This is a genomic window from Nonomuraea turkmeniaca (genome assembly GCF_005889735.1).
GTDB lineage: Bacteria > Actinomycetota > Actinomycetes > Streptosporangiales > Streptosporangiaceae > Nonomuraea > Nonomuraea turkmeniaca.
Window position 1 is genome coordinate 17,091 of the sequence record NZ_VCKY01000055.1, and the last position, 16,517, is coordinate 33,607.

At 69.1% G+C, this 16,517-nt stretch carries 14 protein-coding genes; 9 read left to right on the forward strand and 5 right to left on the reverse strand.

Annotated elements, in window-relative coordinates; all coding sequences use genetic code 11:
• Nucleotides 1-67 precede the first annotated feature (67 nt).
• The 4 genes from ETD86_RS18275 to ETD86_RS18290 all read right to left on the reverse strand — a co-directional run bounded on the left by ETD86_RS18275 (nt 68) and on the right by ETD86_RS18290 (nt 6,616).
• Nucleotides 68-4,942, reverse strand: a complete 4,875-nt coding sequence (locus ETD86_RS18275; protein WP_138667364.1) for an NAD-glutamate dehydrogenase — start codon at nt 4,940-4,942, stop codon at nt 68-70.
• A gap of 39 nt (nt 4,943-4,981) precedes the next feature.
• Nucleotides 4,982-5,785: a tryptophan 2,3-dioxygenase gene (locus ETD86_RS18280; RefSeq protein ID WP_211370126.1), complete on the reverse strand. Its 804-nt coding sequence runs from the start codon at nt 5,783-5,785 to the stop codon at nt 4,982-4,984.
• Between the two features lie 88 nt (nt 5,786-5,873).
• On the reverse strand, nt 5,874-6,071 hold the full coding sequence (locus ETD86_RS18285) for a zf-HC2 domain-containing protein (protein WP_138667365.1): 198 nt from the start codon (nt 6,069-6,071) through the stop codon (nt 5,874-5,876).
• Nucleotides 6,071-6,616 carry a sigma-70 family RNA polymerase sigma factor gene (locus tag ETD86_RS18290; RefSeq protein ID WP_127939938.1) on the reverse strand — a complete coding sequence of 182 codons (546 nt, stop codon included), beginning with the start codon at nt 6,614-6,616 and terminating at the stop codon, nt 6,071-6,073. The genes ETD86_RS18285 and ETD86_RS18290 overlap by 1 nt, the downstream gene beginning before the upstream one ends.
• Nucleotides 6,617-6,733: 117 nt before the next feature.
• Here ETD86_RS18290 and ETD86_RS18295 point away from each other — a divergent pair, with 117 nt between their 5' ends.
• From ETD86_RS18295 to ETD86_RS18315, 5 genes are all read left to right on the forward strand, one after another.
• Nucleotides 6,734-7,378: a DUF4142 domain-containing protein gene (locus ETD86_RS18295; RefSeq protein ID WP_138667366.1), complete on the forward strand. Its 645-nt coding sequence runs from the start codon at nt 6,734-6,736 to the stop codon at nt 7,376-7,378.
• Entirely contained in the window at nt 7,375-8,814 is a 1,440-nt protein-coding gene (locus ETD86_RS18300; RefSeq protein WP_246147983.1) for a DUF1996 domain-containing protein, read from the forward strand. Before ETD86_RS18295 ends, ETD86_RS18300 begins: the two co-directional genes overlap by 4 nt.
• A 70-nt stretch (nt 8,815-8,884) precedes the next feature.
• Entirely contained in the window at nt 8,885-9,730 is an 846-nt protein-coding gene (locus ETD86_RS18305) for a ferric reductase-like transmembrane domain-containing protein (RefSeq protein ID WP_138667367.1), read from the forward strand.
• Between the two features lie 28 nt (nt 9,731-9,758).
• Nucleotides 9,759-11,384, forward strand: coding sequence for an NADH-ubiquinone oxidoreductase-F iron-sulfur binding region domain-containing protein (locus ETD86_RS18310; RefSeq protein ID WP_342779283.1), 1,626 nt, complete (start codon nt 9,759-9,761; stop codon nt 11,382-11,384).
• 89 nt (nt 11,385-11,473) lie between these two features.
• The gene (locus tag ETD86_RS18315) at nt 11,474-12,937 is read left to right on the forward strand and encodes an FAD-binding oxidoreductase (protein WP_170223136.1); all 1,464 of its coding nucleotides are present in this window, start codon (nt 11,474-11,476) and stop codon (nt 12,935-12,937) included.
• On the opposite strand, the gene ETD86_RS18320 is transcribed toward ETD86_RS18315, so the two are convergent.
• Nucleotides 12,895-13,647, reverse strand: a complete 753-nt coding sequence (locus ETD86_RS18320) for a L,D-transpeptidase family protein (protein WP_138667369.1) — start codon at nt 13,645-13,647, stop codon at nt 12,895-12,897. The two genes, ETD86_RS18315 and ETD86_RS18320, sit on opposite strands and share 43 nt — an antisense overlap.
• Nucleotides 13,648-13,795: 148 nt before the next feature.
• Between ETD86_RS18320 and ETD86_RS18325 the strand changes: the two genes are divergently transcribed.
• From ETD86_RS18325 to ETD86_RS18340, 4 genes are all read left to right on the forward strand, one after another.
• The gene (locus ETD86_RS18325) at nt 13,796-14,443 is read left to right on the forward strand and encodes a GNAT family N-acetyltransferase (RefSeq protein WP_138667370.1); all 648 of its coding nucleotides are present in this window, start codon (nt 13,796-13,798) and stop codon (nt 14,441-14,443) included.
• 83 nt (nt 14,444-14,526) lie between these two features.
• Nucleotides 14,527-15,174 (forward strand): HAD family hydrolase, encoded by a 648-nt coding sequence (locus ETD86_RS18330; RefSeq protein ID WP_211370127.1) that lies wholly within the window; start codon nt 14,527-14,529, stop codon nt 15,172-15,174.
• A 94-nt stretch (nt 15,175-15,268) separates the two neighbouring features.
• A complete protein-coding gene (locus ETD86_RS18335) occupies nt 15,269-15,778 on the forward strand; it encodes a DUF6912 family protein (RefSeq protein ID WP_138667372.1) in 510 nt (169 codons plus the stop codon).
• A 106-nt stretch (nt 15,779-15,884) separates the two neighbouring features.
• Nucleotides 15,885-16,511, forward strand: a complete 627-nt coding sequence (locus tag ETD86_RS18340) for an HAD family hydrolase (RefSeq protein WP_138667373.1) — start codon at nt 15,885-15,887, stop codon at nt 16,509-16,511.
• Nucleotides 16,512-16,517 lie beyond the last annotated feature (6 nt).

Consider the following 16,517-nt stretch of genomic DNA (forward strand, 5'->3'; position numbering starts at 1 on the left):
GCTGACCGCCTTCTGACGCGCCTGCTGAACGCTGTGACCGGCCCGCGCCGCGGGCCGGTCACCGCCGCTACGCCTCCGTGTGCGGGAGGTTGCTGGCGGCCACCAGCGTGCGGATGGCACGCAGCGCGACCGAGAGCGTCGCCAGGTCGAAGTTGTCGCTCTCCCAGATCTCCGACAGCGTCTGCCTGGCCCGGGAGACCGCCGCCGAGTTGGCCTCGGACCACCCGGCCAGCCGCTCCTCGGGCGGCAGTCCCGGCTTGCTGTGGGCCAGCACGTCCTTGGTCAGGGAGGCGTGCGCGGCGTACAGGTCGTCGCGCAGGGCCGAGCGGGCCATGGAGTTCCACCGGTTGTCCCTGGGCAGGGCGATGATCCGCTCCCTGAGGCGGGCCAACTGGAGGCGATCGGCCAGGTCGAAGTAGACCTCGCCCACCTCGTTCACCGGCCGTCCGGTCAGCGAGGAGACCTCGACCAGGTCCAGCGTGGAGTACGCGGGCACCATGCCGGCCACCCGCTCGGCCAGCTCCAGCGGCACGCCCCTGGCCACGAACGAGTCCCGGCGCTCCTCGTACGCGGCCAGGTCGGGCCCGGTGAGCAACTTCGGGATGTGCGCGACGAGCCCGTTGACGTTCTTCATGAAGAAGCTGACGGACCCGGCCAGGTCCAGCGGCGGCCGCCGGTTGACCAGCAACCAGCGGGTGCCGCGCTCGACGAGCTTGCGGACCTCCAGCAGCATGGCGATCTGGACATCCGTGCTCACCTTGTTGTCCAGCGCCTCCACGGCCCGGTAGAACGACGGCAGGTCGAAGACTTCCCGCGCCACCAGCCAGGCCCGCGCGATGTCAGGCGTCGAGGCGCCGGTCTCCTCGCCGAAGCGGTGCATGAACGTGGTGCCCATGGAGTTGACCAGATCGTTCACCACACAGGTGGTGATGATCTCCCGCCGCAGCGGGTGCGCGTCCATGTAGGTACGGAAACGTTCCCGCAGGTCCGACGGGAAGTACGACACCAGCCACGACTCCAGGTACGGCTCGTCGGGCAGGTCGGAGGCGAGCAGCTCGGCGTCGGCCACCAGCTTGGTGTAGGCCAGCAGGACGGAGAACTCGGGCGCGGTCAGCCCGAGCCTGGCCTGCCGGCGCTCGGCCAGCGCCTTGTCCGACGGCAGGAACTCCAGCTCCCGGTTGACCAGCCCTTCGCGCTCCAGCCGCCGCAGGTAGCGGGCGTGGATGTGGAGCATCTCGACGGCCTGTGCCCGGGCGGCGGCCAGGACCACGTTCTGCGCGTAGTTGTCCCGCAGCACCAGCGCGGCGACCTCGTCGGTCATCGAGGTGAAGACCTGGTTGCGCTGCTTGTCGGTCAGCTCGCCGTCACGGACCACCTGGTCGAGCAGGATCTTGATGTTCACCTCGTGGTCGGAGGTGTCCACCCCGGCCGAGTTGTCGATGAAGTCGGTGTTGACCAGCCCGCCGTTCAGCGTGAACTCGATCCTGGCCAGCTGGGTGAAGCCCAGGTTGCCGCCCTCGCCGACGACCTTGCAGCGCAGGTCGGCGGCGTTGACCCGCAGCCCGTCGTTGGCCTTGTCGCCGACGTCGACGTGGGACTCGGAGGTGGCCTTCACGTACGTGCCGATGCCGCCGTTCCACAGCAGGTCCACCGGGGCCCGCAGGATGGCGCTGATCAGGTCGTTCGGCGCCAGCGAGCTCACCCTGGCGGGGAGGCCGAGCGCCTCGCGCATCTGCGGCGTGATCTGGATGGACTTGGCGGTACGCGGGAAGACGCCGCCGCCCGTCGAGATCATCTTGGCGTCGTAATCCTCCCACGAGCTGCGGGGCATCGCGAACAGGCGCTGCCGCTCGGCGTACGAGCGGGCGGCGTCGGGCGAGGGGTCCACGAAGATGTGCCGGTGGTCGAACGCGGCCACCAGCCGGATGTGCTCGGACAGCAACATGCCGTTGCCGAACACGTCGCCCGACATGTCGCCGATGCCGACCACGGTGAAGTCGGTGGTCTGCGTGTTCACGCCCATGGTGCGGAAGTGGTACTTGACCGACTCCCACGCGCCGCGCGCGGTGATGCCCATGGCCTTGTGGTCGTAGCCGATGGACCCGCCGGAGGCGAACGCGTCGCCCAGCCAGAACCCGTACTCCTTGGCCACGCCGTTGGCGATGTCGGAGAAGGTGGCGGTGCCCTTGTCGGCCGCCACGACCAGGTAGGGGTCGTCGCCGTCGTGCCTGACCACGTCGGGCGGCGGCACGACCTTGCCGTCCACGAGGTTGTCGGTGAGGTCCAGCAGGCCAGAGATGAAGGTCCGGTAGCAGGCCACGCCCTCGGCGAGCAGGTCCTCGCGCGTGCCCCCCACAGGTGGATTTTTCACGACAAATCCACCTTTGGACCCAGTCGGGACGATGACGGTGTTTTTCACCATCTGCGCCTTAACCAGGCCCAATATCTCCGTGCGGAAGTCCTCCATCCGGTCGGACCACCGGAGCCCGCCGCGCGCCACCTTCCCGAATCGCAGATGCACGCCCTCGACGCGCGGCGAGTAAACGAATATCTCGAACTTCGGCCGCGGCAACGGAAGCACGCTGATGGCCTGCGGATCGAATTTGAGCGAAATGTACGGTTTGCGCGCTCCGTTATGCGTTTGGAAGTAGTTCGTCCTCAATGTCGCTTGAATCATCTCCAGGTACGCCCGCAGGATGCGGTCCTCGTCCAGCGAGGCCACCTCGTCCAGCGCCCCCAGGGCCTCCTCCTGCAGCGCGTCCAGGAGCTCGTCCCGCACGTCGTCCCCGCGCCGCGGATCCAGCTTGGCCTCGAACAGGCTCACCAGCAGCCGAGCCAGCCGCACGTTCCCGTTCAGCACCCGCTCGATGTAGGTCTGCGAGAACGCGCTCCCGGCCTGGCGCAGGTATTTGGCGTACACCCGCAGGATCTCCACCTGCTCCCAGGTCAGCCCGGCCCGCAGGATGAGCGCGTTGAAGTTGTCGCCCTGCACCCGCCCCTTCCACAGCGCGGTGAGCCCGTCCTGGAACAGCCGCTTGAAGTCGTCCCTGTCCACCTCGTCGGAGGGCGTGTAGCGCAGCCCGAAGTCGTAGATCCAGGCGTTCTTGGTGTTGGGGTCGTTGTCCCGGTCGATCTCGTAGGGCCGCTCGTCCACGACCTCCACGCCGAGCCGCTGGATCAGGGGCAGCGCGTAGGACAGCGAGATGGGCGAGCCGACCTTGTAGATCTTGAGCCGCCGCTCCCCCTCGGTCGCGTCGTACGGCTCGTACAGGTTGATCCCGACCTCCTCGTCGTCGCCGCCGGCGACGAGCTCCTCAAGGCGGCGCAGGTCCACGACGGCCACCTTGGGCGGGAAGTCCGCCTTATACCCTTCGGGGAACGCGGACGCGTACCGTCTGGTGAGCGGGGGCGCCTCCTCCTCGGAGGTCATCTCCGTCAGCGCGGTGGCCAGGTCGTCCTCCCAGGAGCGGGTGAGCGCGGCCAGCCTGGCCTCCAGCTCCTCCACGTCCACGCTGGGCGGCGGCAGTTGCTTGCCCCGCTCCCCCCGCACCACCACGTGCAGCCGGGCCAGGACCGACTCGCCGATCATCGCGCTGTAGTCGAGCGACTTGCCGCCCAGGGCCTTGAGCAGCACCTCCTGCATCTTCAGCCGGACCTTGGTGGTGTACCGGTCGCGCGGCAGATAGATCAGGCAGGAGATGTAGCGTCCATAGTCGTCGCGCCGGAGGAACAGCTTGACCTGCTTGCGCTCGCGCAGCCGCAGCACGCCCATGGCGATCGGCAGCAGCTGCTCGACGGAGGTCTGGAACAGCTCATCGCGCGGGAACGTCTCGAGGATCTCGATCAGGTCCTTGCCGTCATGGCTGTCGGGCTGCAGCCCGCCCGCGTCGAGGACGTCGGCCAGCTTGCGCCGGAGCACCGGGATCCTGGAGATCGACTCGTTGTAGGCCACGTGCGTGAACAGGCCGAGGAAGCGCCGCTCCCCGACCACCTCGCCCTCGGGCGAGAACGTCTTGACCCCGATGTAGTCGAGGTAGGTCGCCCGGTGCACGGTGGCACGCGAGTTCGCCTTGGTGATGATCATCAGGTGCTTCTCGCGGGCCTTGGCCCGCACCTCGGGCGGCAGCACGGAGAAGCTCGCGGAGCCGGGCCGGTCGTCACGCAGGATGCCCAGCGCCGCCCCCGGCAACGAGCGCAGCGCCTCGCCCTGGTCGGTGTCCTCGAGCCGGTACTCCCGGTAGCCGAGGAAGGTGAAGTGCCCGTCGGCGAGCCAGCGCAGCAGGTCGATGCTGTCCTCGACCTCCGCGGGCTCCAGCGGCGGCGGGTTCATGCTCAGATCTTCGGCGGTCTGCACGGCCAGGGCCCGCATCTTCCTGAAGTCCTCGACCGCGTGGCGCACGTCTTCGAGCACCCGCTGGAGGTCGGCCTCGAGCCCCTTGAGCACGCCGGGATCGGACTGCCGGTCGATCTCGATGTGCATCCACGACTCGACCAGCATCTGGCCGGTGACGTCCTCCTGGCCGCGGCCCAGCATGCGGCCGGTCATGTCGCGGCGCACCCGCATCTGCGGGTGGACCACCAGGTGCGTGCCCAGGTCGTGCCGGTCGAGCTCCATCGTCACCGAGTCGACCAGGAACGACATGTCGTCGGTGACCACCTCGACCACCGAGTGTCCCGGGTCCCAGCCGTTCTCCTCCAACGTGGGCGTGTAGGCCCGGACCACCGCCCGGCCCTGCGGGCGGACCTCGGCCAGTTGCCGCTGCGACATCGCGGGGCCGTACACGTCGACCGGGTTGCGCGCGAGCAGGTCCTCGGGCGCCACGTGGCGGTAGTAGAACCGGAGGAAGCCCAGCGCCTCCTCGGTGGTCACGTGTTCGCTACTCGCCGCGCAACTCTCCGCGGCTCGCACGAGCAGCTCATCCTTGGCCTCATCGAGGGGCATCGTACGTCTCACTCCTTTGTGAGGGTTCGCCATGGCGTTTCACAGCCAGGCCCTTAGTTCCCACAGCAGCGGGAAGTAGTGCAGGCGCGCTCTACCGCGCAGATAGGGGGCGCCCGTGGAGCCGCCGGTGCCGGACTTGGTGCCGATCTGGCGCTCGACCATCTGGACGTGACGCATCCGCCACAGCGCGGTGGTCTCGTCGTGGGTCAGAAGGTCCTCGGCCAGTTGCCACAAGTCGTCGTGGGACCGGCGGTCTCTGGCCACGGTCAGCAGCGAAGCCATGATCTCGTCGTCCGAGACAGGCAGGCCACGCTGGGCGAGGGCAGCCAGATAAGCATCCCACAGGGTGGGCTCGTCCAGCCTGCGGCGCAGCCTGGAGAGCTCGGCGTCGGAGGCATGCCGGAAGCTGCCGAGGTACCTCTCGTCCTTCAGGCCCGAGAGGAACTCCAGCTCGCGGAACTGCACCGACTGGAAACCGCTCGCCGGCGCCAGTTTCGCGCGGAACTCCAGGAAGTCCTGAGGCGTCATCGTCTCCAGGACATCGACCTGCTCGATCAGCACCCGTTCGACCGCGTGCACCCGCTGGAACAGGTGCCTGGCCTGCCACAGCTCGCCGCCGAACATGGCGGTGCGAGCGGCCTCCAGCTCATGGAGCAGCAGCTTGAACCACAGCTCGTAGACCTGGTGAATGGTGATGAAGAGCAGCTCGTCCGGCGCCTCCGACTGCGGCTGCTGCTGAGTGAGCAGCGCGGGCAGGCAAAGGTAGCCGCCGTACGACAGCCGACCGCCTTCCTCGCCGAACTGCCGATCCGGGGGACCGGGCGCATCACCGTCGATGCCCACCGAACACCTCCCCCTGAACCGCCCGGCGTTTCCGGTTGCCGGGCGTCATGCCTCGCCGTACCGATACCACCCGAAAAGGGGACAGACGTCAACGTGACATGGACATCGGGGGGTCGTCGTCGGAGGCCGAAGGGGTGTTCTTGAGCTCGTCGAGCTGATCGGGCAGCTCGGCGAGCTCGATGAGCTCCGCCTGGCACTGCTCACACGTGTCGAGGTGGCGTTCGAACGCCTCGTGCTCCTCTTCATCGAGGACACCAAGGACGTAGGCGGCCACCTCGTCGTGCATCAGCCGGCTACCCCCTTGTCCCGCAGCAGCTCACGGAGAGCCCGGATGCCGTAGTAGAGCCGGGACTTCACCGTGCCCGGCGGGATCCCCAGGATCTCCGCCGCTTCACTTATCGTACGGTCTCGAAGGTAGGTCTGCTCAATGACTTCCCGGTGTTCTTCGGACAGACTGCGGAGCGCGTCGGCGACAACGATCGCCGACAGAGCTCGCTCCGAGCCGTCAGGCACCGCCATCATGTCGACTTCAGGCGGTTCGACCTCGTGAGGCCGCACGCTCTTCCGCCGACGCCCATCGATAACGATGCGGCGGGCCACTGTCAGTAGCCATGCCCATATGAGGCTTGGTTCCCATTGCAGTCTTGCCGAGTTACGCCAGGCTCGGACGAGCGTCTCCTGCACGACGTCTTCAGCCCATTGAAGGTCGTTACCTGTAGATTTGCGTACGTGGCGCAGCAGAGGGCCGCCGAACTCCTGGTAAAGCACCGCAATGCGATGCTCCGCCTCGGCATCCGCACTCTCGAACCTGCCGTCGAGGTGACCTAGCACGGGGCACATCTTTACACCTTTGTTATTGGTTCGGTAGCCACTCCGATAACTCCAGTCATTTCTAACTATCTCCGGCCATAGGTGAACCTGGCCCGGGAAGCCCGCGTACCTCCGACCATGCACAGGCTTTTGCGTGGCGAGCTCTTCATGCTCGGCGGCTTCGTCCTAGCCGCTGCCGTGACGATCGTGCTGGTCATGCCGCCGTCGATCGACCCAGCGGCCGCCCAGTTCTCCGACACGCCTTCGGGTCCTCTCACCGCCGCCGACCGCGACCTCCTGGTCAAGGTGCGGCAGGCGGGCCTATGGGAGATGCCCGCCGGCGACTACGCCAGGACTCGCGCCGAGTCCCAGCGCGTGAAGGAAGTCGGCAGGCTGATCATGGAGGAGCACGCGAAGCTGGATCAGCTGACCCGCCAGGCAGCGAAGAAGCTCGGCGTGGCCCTGCCCGACGAGCCCAACGCCGACCAGCAACGGTGGCTCGCGCAGCTGGCAGCGGAGAGCGGTCCTGCCTTCGACAAGGACTACGTGCACCTGTTGCGTGCCGCGCACGGCAAGGTCTTCACCGTCGTGGCAGGCGTACGGGCTGGGACCCGCAACTCCGAGATACGGAAGTTCGCCCAGGAAGGCATCAACTTCGTCATGCGGCACATGACGTACCTGGAGTCCACCGGCCTGGTCGACCACACCCAGTTGCCCGAGTCCCCGACGCCCCCACCTGCACCACCCGTCGCTCTGGCGGTCGAAACAAGGAGACACATATGAGTAGATCCAGACGCATGGCCGCGGCTGTGTCCGTCCTGGCCATCACGGCCACCGGGCTGGTGTCCGCGGCCGTGATCGGCGTCGGTCCGGCGATCGCCGACCACTGCGTCCCGGGAGAGGCCACCGCGAGCCCGAGCCCCACGGCGCAGCAGCGGAACCGGAACCAGCAGGAGCAGGATCCCGGCCAGCAAGAGGATCAGGGTCAGCAGCAGGACCCCAACCAGCAGCAGGATCCCAACCAGGAGCAGGACCCGAACCAGCAGGACCCGAACCAGCAGGACCCGAACCAGAGCGCCGATCAGCAGGCGCCCCAAGGCGGCGGCGCCGCGATCCTGGACCCGGCCGCGTCTCCCACTCCCGAGGACGACGGCCAGACCCAGGCGCCCGAGGGCGACGAGCAGACCCAGGCCCCCGCGGAGGAGGAGTCCGCCTCGACGTTCTCCCGCCGCGGCCGGCCGACCAGGACCGCCACGCCGACCCCGACCCAGTCCGAGGACCCCGACGAGCAGCCGACCGGAACCGCGTCGCCCTCGCCCACCTCGTCCGGCAACGGCGAGGAGGAGGCGTGCGCCGACCTCGGCCCGTTCCCCGAGGACTTCATCGACATCCGCCAGGTGCAGCCGCGCCAGCTCGACGCGCGGATCGGCAGGGGCGGCTCGCGCGGCACGTTCGTCTCCCAGTGCGGGCGTAACGAGAACCGCCACAACAACCCGGACAACTTCATCGTCGCCCCCGGCGTGAGCAACGGGGCGCACCACCTGCACGACTACGTGGGCAACCTGTCGACGGACGCGTTCTCCACCGACGAGAGCCTGGCGGCGGCGGGCACCACCTGCCGGCTGGGTGACAAGTCCACGTACTTCTGGCCCGTCCTCAGAGACCGCAACTCGGACCAGAACGCCAACGACCCCGACGGCAACGTCGGCCAGGTGCTGACGGCACGCACGGTGCAGCTGCAGTTCCGCGGCAACGCGACCTCCAGGGTCGTCGCCATGCCGAGGTTCCTCAGGCTGATCACCGGTGACGCCAAGGCCGCCACCAACGGCACGGCCAACGCCCGGGCCGCCTGGAGCTGCACGGGATTCCAAAACCGTATAGCGACCGACAAATACCCGCTTTGCCCGCGCGGCAGCCTCGTTCTCCGTATTCTGGACTTCCCCAGTTGCTGGGACGGTCAGAACACCGACAGCGCCAACCACCGCACCCACGTGGTCTTCCCCGGCCAGAACGGTGCCTGTCCTCAGGGCACCCGGGCGATTCCGCAGCTTCGCATGACCCTCGCGTACTCCGTACCGCAGGGCCAGTCGTTCGCGCTGGACGCCTTCCCTGAGCAGAAGCACAACCCGGTCACCGACCACGCCGACTTCGCCAACGTCATGCCCGATCGGCTGATGCGCTTCGTCGTCGACTGCATCAACCGGGGCCGCCGTTGCTGATCCGAAACGCGCCCTGAAGGGCAATTCCGCCTTCCGAGTCGCACCCTCACTCGACCTTGGAGGGAAATAGATGCTCCACAGACGACACCCCCGGCACGCTCCCACCAAGCTGGACACCCGAAGCATCCGGCTGGGAGCCAGTGCGTCCGTCATGGCCCTCCTGCTGTCCGCCTTCGCGCTGACCAGGACGGAACGCGGCATCGCGCTGCTCGGCCGTGGGGTGAGCTTCCTCGAGTACTACGCGGGCGTGTTCGCCCTGGTTCTGCTGACCGCCACGGTCGCGCTCGGCATCATCACCACCGAACGCGTCTTCCTCTCGCCGGCCAACCGGGTCAGGGCACAGCTCGCGCACCGGGCCACCGCTCTCATCGGGCTGGCCTATCTGGTCACGCACATCTCGCTCATGATCAGTCTGGGGCATGTGCCACTGGGGGCCGCGGTCGTGCCGGTGGCCGGGATCTACGTGGCACTCGGGACGCTGGCCTTCGATCTGATGATCGTGGCCGTGGTCACGGGAATGCTCAGGGGGCGCTTCGCCGTACGGGCCAAGCCGTGGATGTGGCGGGTGCTGCACTCGTCCGCGTACGTGGCCTGGCCCATCGGGATCATGCACGGACTGACGGCCGGCCGCCCGCCGGCCGGATGGGTGGCCTGGTCGTACGTGGCCAGCCTGGCGGCGGTCGGCGGAGCGCTGATCGTGCGCGTGCTGGCCTCGCTGCGCCGGCCTCCGGTCGTGGCCGAATGGGTCGAAGGACCCGCGGTGACCTCCCCCGCCGCCGTGGGCGTGCCCGCCGAGCGGCCCGAGAAGGTCGCGACGCGGAACGCGGCGGCAGCCGCGGCAGCCTCTGCGACCGCCAGAACGAACGCACCGGTGAGCCTCGCCGAGGCGCGACGCAGATACCGGGAGGCCGGATGAACCCCACCGCAACCGCCAAGGAGCGACCGTGATTCCGGCTCGAGTACCACGGGTGTTACGCATGGGTCCGGCCCGGCTGACCGCCGGGCTCGACCACTGCCGGCGCCTCGACCTGCCCGCCCACCGCACGCTCCACGGCGTCGTGGAGCCCCGCTCACTCGACGAGCTCATCTCGCTGGCCAACGAGGTGGACATGCGGGGGCGGGGCGGCGCCGCGTTCCCGTTCGCCCGCAAGCTGCGGGCCGTCGCCGACGCGGTGGGCTCGGGCGGCGAGTGCGTCGTCCTCATCAACGGAGCAGAGGGCGAGCCGGCCAGCTCAAAGGACGCCATGCTGCTCACCCGCAACCCCCACCTGGTCCTCGACGGAGCGGTGCTGGCCGCCGAGGCGCTGGGCGCCCGCGAGGTCGTCCTCGCCACGGCCGGTGGCGAGGTCGCCGAGGCGTCCGTCAACGCCGCCGTGGCCGAGCGCCGGGCCGCGAACGTGTCCGGCGGCGCCGAGAGCCGGGTGCCGATCCGCGTGGTCGGCATCAAGGAGCGGTTCATCTCCGGGGAGGGCGGCGCGCTCGTCAATGCCGTGAACGGCGAGAACGGCATTCCACCCGGCCGCAAGAGGCGGGCCGCGCAGTCCGGCGTGGACGGGCTGCCGACGCTGCTGTCCAACACGGAGACGTACGCGCAGCTCGCGCTGCTCGCCGAGTACGGGCCGCAGAAGTACGCCGAGATCGGCACCAGCAAGGAGCCCGGCACGATCCTGCTCACCGTCAGCGGCGGCGCCGCCGAGGGGGCGGTCATCGAGACCCCCACCGGCACCATGCTGGCCGACGTGCTCGACCTGTGCGAGGCGGAGATCGGCGACGGCGTGCTCATCGGCGGCTACCACGGCGCGTGGTTGTCAGCCGACGCCGTCGAGACGGCCGTGATCTCGCGCGAGGGCATGAAGGCGGCCGGGGCCACCCTGGGGGCCGGGATCATCGTCCCGCTCGGCGAGTCCACGTGCTCGCTGGGCGAGGCCGCCAGGGTCGCCTCCTACCTGGCCGCCGAGTCGGCGGGCCAGTGCGGCCCGTGCCGCCTCGGCCTGCCGGACGTGGCCAGGCTCATGTGCGACCTCGTCGAGGGCAGCGGCTCGGTCGACGCGATCCGGCGGGCCGTGCGCATGGTGGAGCGGCGCGGTGCGTGCTTCCACCCCGACGGCACGGCCAAGTTCGTGTTGTCGGCGCTGGACTCGTTCGAGGCCGAGATCGCGCTCCACCTGGAGCAGGGCTCGTGCGGGCGGCCGGTACGCGGCGTCATGCCGATGCCCGAGCGCGAGCCCGAGCCCGAGTACCGCCTGGAGGTCGACTGGTCCCGCTGCGTCGGGCACGGGCTCTGCGCCCATCTACTGCCCGAGTTCGTGAAGCTGGACGACTACGGGTTCCCGTCGTTCAGGAAGATCCCCCAGTTCATGCTCAGGGAGGCGCGGCGAGCGGTCGACATGTGCCCGGCGCTGGCGCTGCGGCTGGGCTCGAACAGCGGGGACGGGCACGGCGGGCCGGCTCCGAAGCCGAACGGGTCGCCGTTGCGGCTGGTCAAGGACGGCATGATGAAGACAGGGGCGAGTGCGCCGCGGCTGACGCGGGTAGGCGCCGCTCCGAGAGCCCGGGGGACGGCCGGATGAGCTCTGGGTGACATGAGGGTTTTGCCAAACCCGGTGGACCATCCGGGCGTCTCATCAGTCGATTGACGTCGATGACGAGGGAGGCGCCGATGGACCGCCGGGATTCGCCGCGCCAGGACACATCCGTGGAGTGGCGCGACGCGCCGCCCATGGATCGGCGCGATGTCCTGCGTGCCGCCGCGCTGACCCCGCTGGCGCCGCTGGTGACGCCGGCCGCGCCGCCGCCCGACTGGGCGCGGTTGCGCCGGCGGCTGGCGGGGACGCTCGTGTTGCCCGGCGACGCCGGGTACGCCGCCGCCCGCCGCCTGTACAACCCGGCTTACGACCGGGTCAGGCCGGGCGGGGTCGCGTACTGCGAGAACGCGGCCGACGTGTCGGCGTGCCTGGCGTTCGCGCGGGCCGGCCGTGTCCCGGTCACCGCCCGCTCGGGCGGCCATTCGTACGCGGGCTGGTCCACCGGCACCGGGCTGGTGATCGACCTGTCCAGGATGCGCTCGGTCGCCTACGCCGACGGCCGGGCCACGATCGGCGGGGGCGCCAAGCTGATCGACGTCTACGACCGGCTCTCCCGGCACGGCGTGAGCGTGCCCGCGGGCACCTGCCCCACGGTGGGGATCAGCGGGCTCACGCTCGGCGGCGGGCTCGGGGTCGTGGGCCGCAAGCATGGCCTGACCTGCGACGCCCTGGAGTCCGTACGGGTTGTCACGGCCGACGGCCGCGTGCTGACCTGCGACGCCACCCGCCATCCCGGGCTGTTCTGGGCCTGCAGAGGCGGTGGCGGCGGCAACTTCGGCGTGGCCGTGTCCTTCACGTTCCGGACCTTCGAGACCGGCGACGCGACCGTGTTCTTCCTGCATTGGCCGTGGGCGAAGGCGCGGGCGGTGGTGCGGGCGTGGCAGTCGTGGGCCCCGTCGGCGCCCGACGAGCTGTGGTCGTCGTTGCACCTGGCGCGGTCGGCGGGCGGCCTGGACGTGGAGCTCGTCGGCACGTATCTCGGCCGGAAGTCCTCGCTCGACCGGCTGCTGGCGCCGCTCGTGGGGCGGGCCGGGCGGCCCTCGTCCCGCTCGGTGCGGACGGTCTCCCATCTGGAGGCCATGAAGATCATGGGCGGCTGCTCGTCGATGCCGGTGGCCGAGTGCCGGCGGATCCCGCGGACGACGTTCTCCGCCAAGTCGCACATGGCGTACCAGAGGCTGCCTGAGGACGGGATCCGGGCACTCGTGAAAGGGGTGGCGCGGGGCGGGCGGCACATGGTGCTGATGGACGCCATGGGAGGCGCGATCGGCCGGGTGAATCCGACGGCCACGGCGTTCCCGCATCGGGCGGCGCTTTTCAGCGTGCAGTATTACCAGGACGGAATGGACCGGAGCTGGCTTCGCGCGCTACACACTGACATGTCCCGATATTTCGGGAATAATGCCTATGTGAACTACATCGATCCTGATGTGGGAAATTGGCGGACCGCATATTACGGGCCGAACGCGGCGCGGCTGGCCGAGGTGAAGGCCACCTACGACCCCGCCCGGCTCTTCCGGCTGCCCCAGGGCTTGTAGAACGCGCCGCGCACGTACACGGGGTCGCCGATGTCGACGATCTCGTACAGGCGCTTGGAGACGGTCATCGGCAGGCGTACGCAGCCGTGCGAGGCCGGCCGCAGCGGCACCTGCGTCGAGCCGTGCATCGCGATGCCGCCCACGAAGTAGAGCGAGTTGAACATCGAGCCGAGGCGCCCGGTCGTCCAGCCGGGTGCACGCCGGGTGACGCGGAAGTCCCCCGTCGGCGTGACCGCGTTCCCGCAGTGCCCGTTCTCGCAGTAACTCACCTCGGCGCCCGTGGAGATGTGCGAGGTCAGAACGGAGCGGCGGTTGCGGTAGACGGTGAGCAGCTGACGGGTCAGGTCGATCTCGACCCTGTTCGCGCCCCCGTTGGGGACCATGGGGCGGTCGCGGCGCTCCCGCTCCAGCGCCTTCCAGATCTCGGGGCCGACCGCTCCCCTCGGCGCCAGCTTGCGGTTCTTCTGGAGGGCCCAGACGGCGAACTTCGTCTGCTCGTCGTACACGCCGTTGATCCTGCCGAAGTAGTAGCCGCTGTGGTGCAGCCGCTGCTGCAGCAGCCGGACGCTCGCGCCACGATCGCCAGGCCTCAGGACGACCGTGTCCGTGTCCGTGTCCGTCCCCGTCTCCGCTCCGGCAGGCGCGCCCACCAGGAACGGCAAGCCGCACCCGAGGACCAGAGCGGCAATTCCCCGTACCTTTGTGCTCATATATCGACGGGTACCCGGATCGCCGAGAATTCACCTCCAATAGAGGTTTTGCCAAGCAAAAGCTCGTCGATCTCATGAATCCTGTTAAATACGTCATTTCGGAAAATGAGTCGCGAGCCGGCCAAGCGGGCTGGGACCATATGGCGTTATGCGTCACTGGCCGCTCTTCCAGCTCTCCCTCACGACGCCCCGCCTGGTGCTGCGTCTCCCCACCCTCGACGACCTCGACGAGCTGGGCGAGCGCGCCGCCGAAGGCATCCACGAGGACGGGTTCATGCCTTTCCTGGTCCCCTGGTCGGAGGCCGAGCCGGCCGAGCGGGCCAGGAGCACGGTGCAGTACCAGTTCCGCACGTGGGGGGCCTTCACGGCGGCCGACTGGGCGCTCGAGCTCGTCGTCGTGTACGAGGGCCGGATCGTCGGCACCCAGGGGATCTCGGGCAAGAACTTCCCCGTCACCCGCGGCGTCAGCTCAGGCTCCTGGTTGGGCAGGCGCTTCCAGGGCAAGGGCATCGGCACGGAGATGCGTACGGCCGTCCTGCACCTCGCCTTCGCCGGCCTCGGCGCGACGCACGCGGTCACGGAGGCGTTCGACGACAACCCCGCCTCGCTGGCGGTGACGCGGAAGCTCGGCTACCGGGAGGACGGGATCACGATCTACGACCGCAGGGGCGAGCCTGCCGTCAGCCGCCGTTTCCGCCTGTTCGCCGAGGACTGGACGGAGCCGCCCGGTTTCGAGATCCACGGCCTGTCCGCGTGCCTGCCGCTCTTCGGCCTCGACCAGCCGACCGCCTCGTAGCACAGCCTCGTGAGGCATGTCGCCGGGCCGGCCGGTTCCATGGAGGTCTTACCCTAGAACGAGATTCGAGCCAGGAGGTGTCCGTGGTCACGGGTGTGCTGATCGACTGGGGCGGGGTGCTCACCACCGGTCTCACCGACGCCATCGCCAAGTGGATCGAGGGGGACCGGATCGACGGCGAGCACTACCGCCACGTGATGCGCGAGATGGTCGACCACGCCTACAACGGCGACGGGGAGAGCACCATCCACGCGCTCGAACGGGGCGAGCTCGACGGGCCCGCCTTCGAACGCGATCTCGCCGTCCGGCTGCTGACCCTGGACGGGGTGCCGCCCGTGGCCGAAGGCCTGCTCGAACGCATGTTCGCGGGGTTCGAGCGGGTGGAGGCCATGTACGACATGCTGCGCGACGTACGCGAGCACGGCGTCAAGACGTGCCTGGTGTCCAATTCCTGGTCCAACGAATACCCGCGTGACGACTGGCACGAGTTCTTCGACGCGGTGGTGATCTCCGGCGAGATCGGCATGCGCAAGCCCGAGCCGCGCATCTTTCACTACGCCCTCGGGCAGGTCGGGCTGACGGGCGAGGAGTGCGTGTTCATCGATGACATCGAGGCCAACATCCTGGCCGCCCGCGCACTCGGCATGACCGGCATCCACCACCGCGACGCGGACACAACCATCACAGAACTCGAGTCTCTCCTACGCCTCACGTTGCGGCGGGCATCATAGTGACCTCAACGGCTGAGATGGATCCGCAGCCACGCGAGGACATCCGTCTCAGCGCGCCGAGCAGAGCTCGGCCGGAAGGCACGAAAGGTTCGTGATGCGCGTCTATCTGCCGTGCACTCTCCCAGCACTGGCCACGGCCGTCGAAGCGGGAGAGCTGGGCCCGGCCCCGCTGACCGGCTACGCGGTGACCCCCGCGCTGACCGAGTGGTACGCCTCGGGAGACACCGAGGAGCTCGAATACGTCGCATTGACCGAGGCGGCCCGCGCCTCGTTGCGGATGCTGACCGCCGACCGCGCCGACGGCGTCGCCGCCGCGCCCCGCAGGGTGGTGGTCGCGGCCGAGGTGCCGGACCACTCGGTCTCCGCGGGCGTCGATCTCGAGGAACGCGCACGCGTACGCCTCTCCGAGCCGGTCCCCATGGCCAAGGTGGCGTCGGTGCACATCGACGACCTCGGCGCGACGCCCGACATCGAGGCCGCGATCGACGCGTTGCCCGCCTCCGACCAGGGCGATGACGACGCCCGGTTCAAGGTGGACGGGGCGGAGGCCCACGAGCTCATGTGGTACGCGACCCAGGAGATCCCTGACCTGCTGAGACCATGACATGGATCACTTCGACGGGACCTTGCGGAGCCGCCCCTCGCAAGGTCCCGACCCAGCACGTTCTGTTCATGGGAATGTCACAGCCGCCCACTAGGCTGAACGTCAAATGACGAAGCACATCATCTGGGATTGGAACGGCACGCTCTTCCACGACATCGACGCCGTGGTCGGGGCCACCAACGAGGTCTTCAGACCGTACGCGCTGCCCGCGCTGACCGCCGACGGCTTCCGCGCCGTCTACACGCGGCCCATCTGGGTCGCCTATGAGCGCCTGCTGGGCCGTCCGCTCACCGAGGGTGAGTGGGAGCTGCTGGACGACGGGTTCCACGAGCATTATTTCCGGCTGAGCGACGCCTGCGGGCTGGCCGCCGACGCCGAGCTCGTGCTCGCCAGCTGGACCGGCACCCAGTCGCTCTGCTCGATGGCGCCGCACGCGCACCTCGTGCCCAAGGTCGACTCGTTCGGCATCAGCGGACACTTCACCAGGATCGACGGACTGCTCGGCACCACGGGCGGCGAGAAGGCCGCGCACATGGTGGCGCACATCCAGGCCATGGGCGTGGACCCCGGCGAGATCCTGGTGATCGGCGACAGCGTGGACGACGGGCTCGCGGCCAAGCACGTGGGGGCCAAGGCCGTGCTCTACACCGGCGGGATGACGACGCGGGCCGAGCTGGAGAGCACGGGGTTCCCGGTGACCGACACGCTGGCCGACGCCCTGGACTACGCATAATCCGCG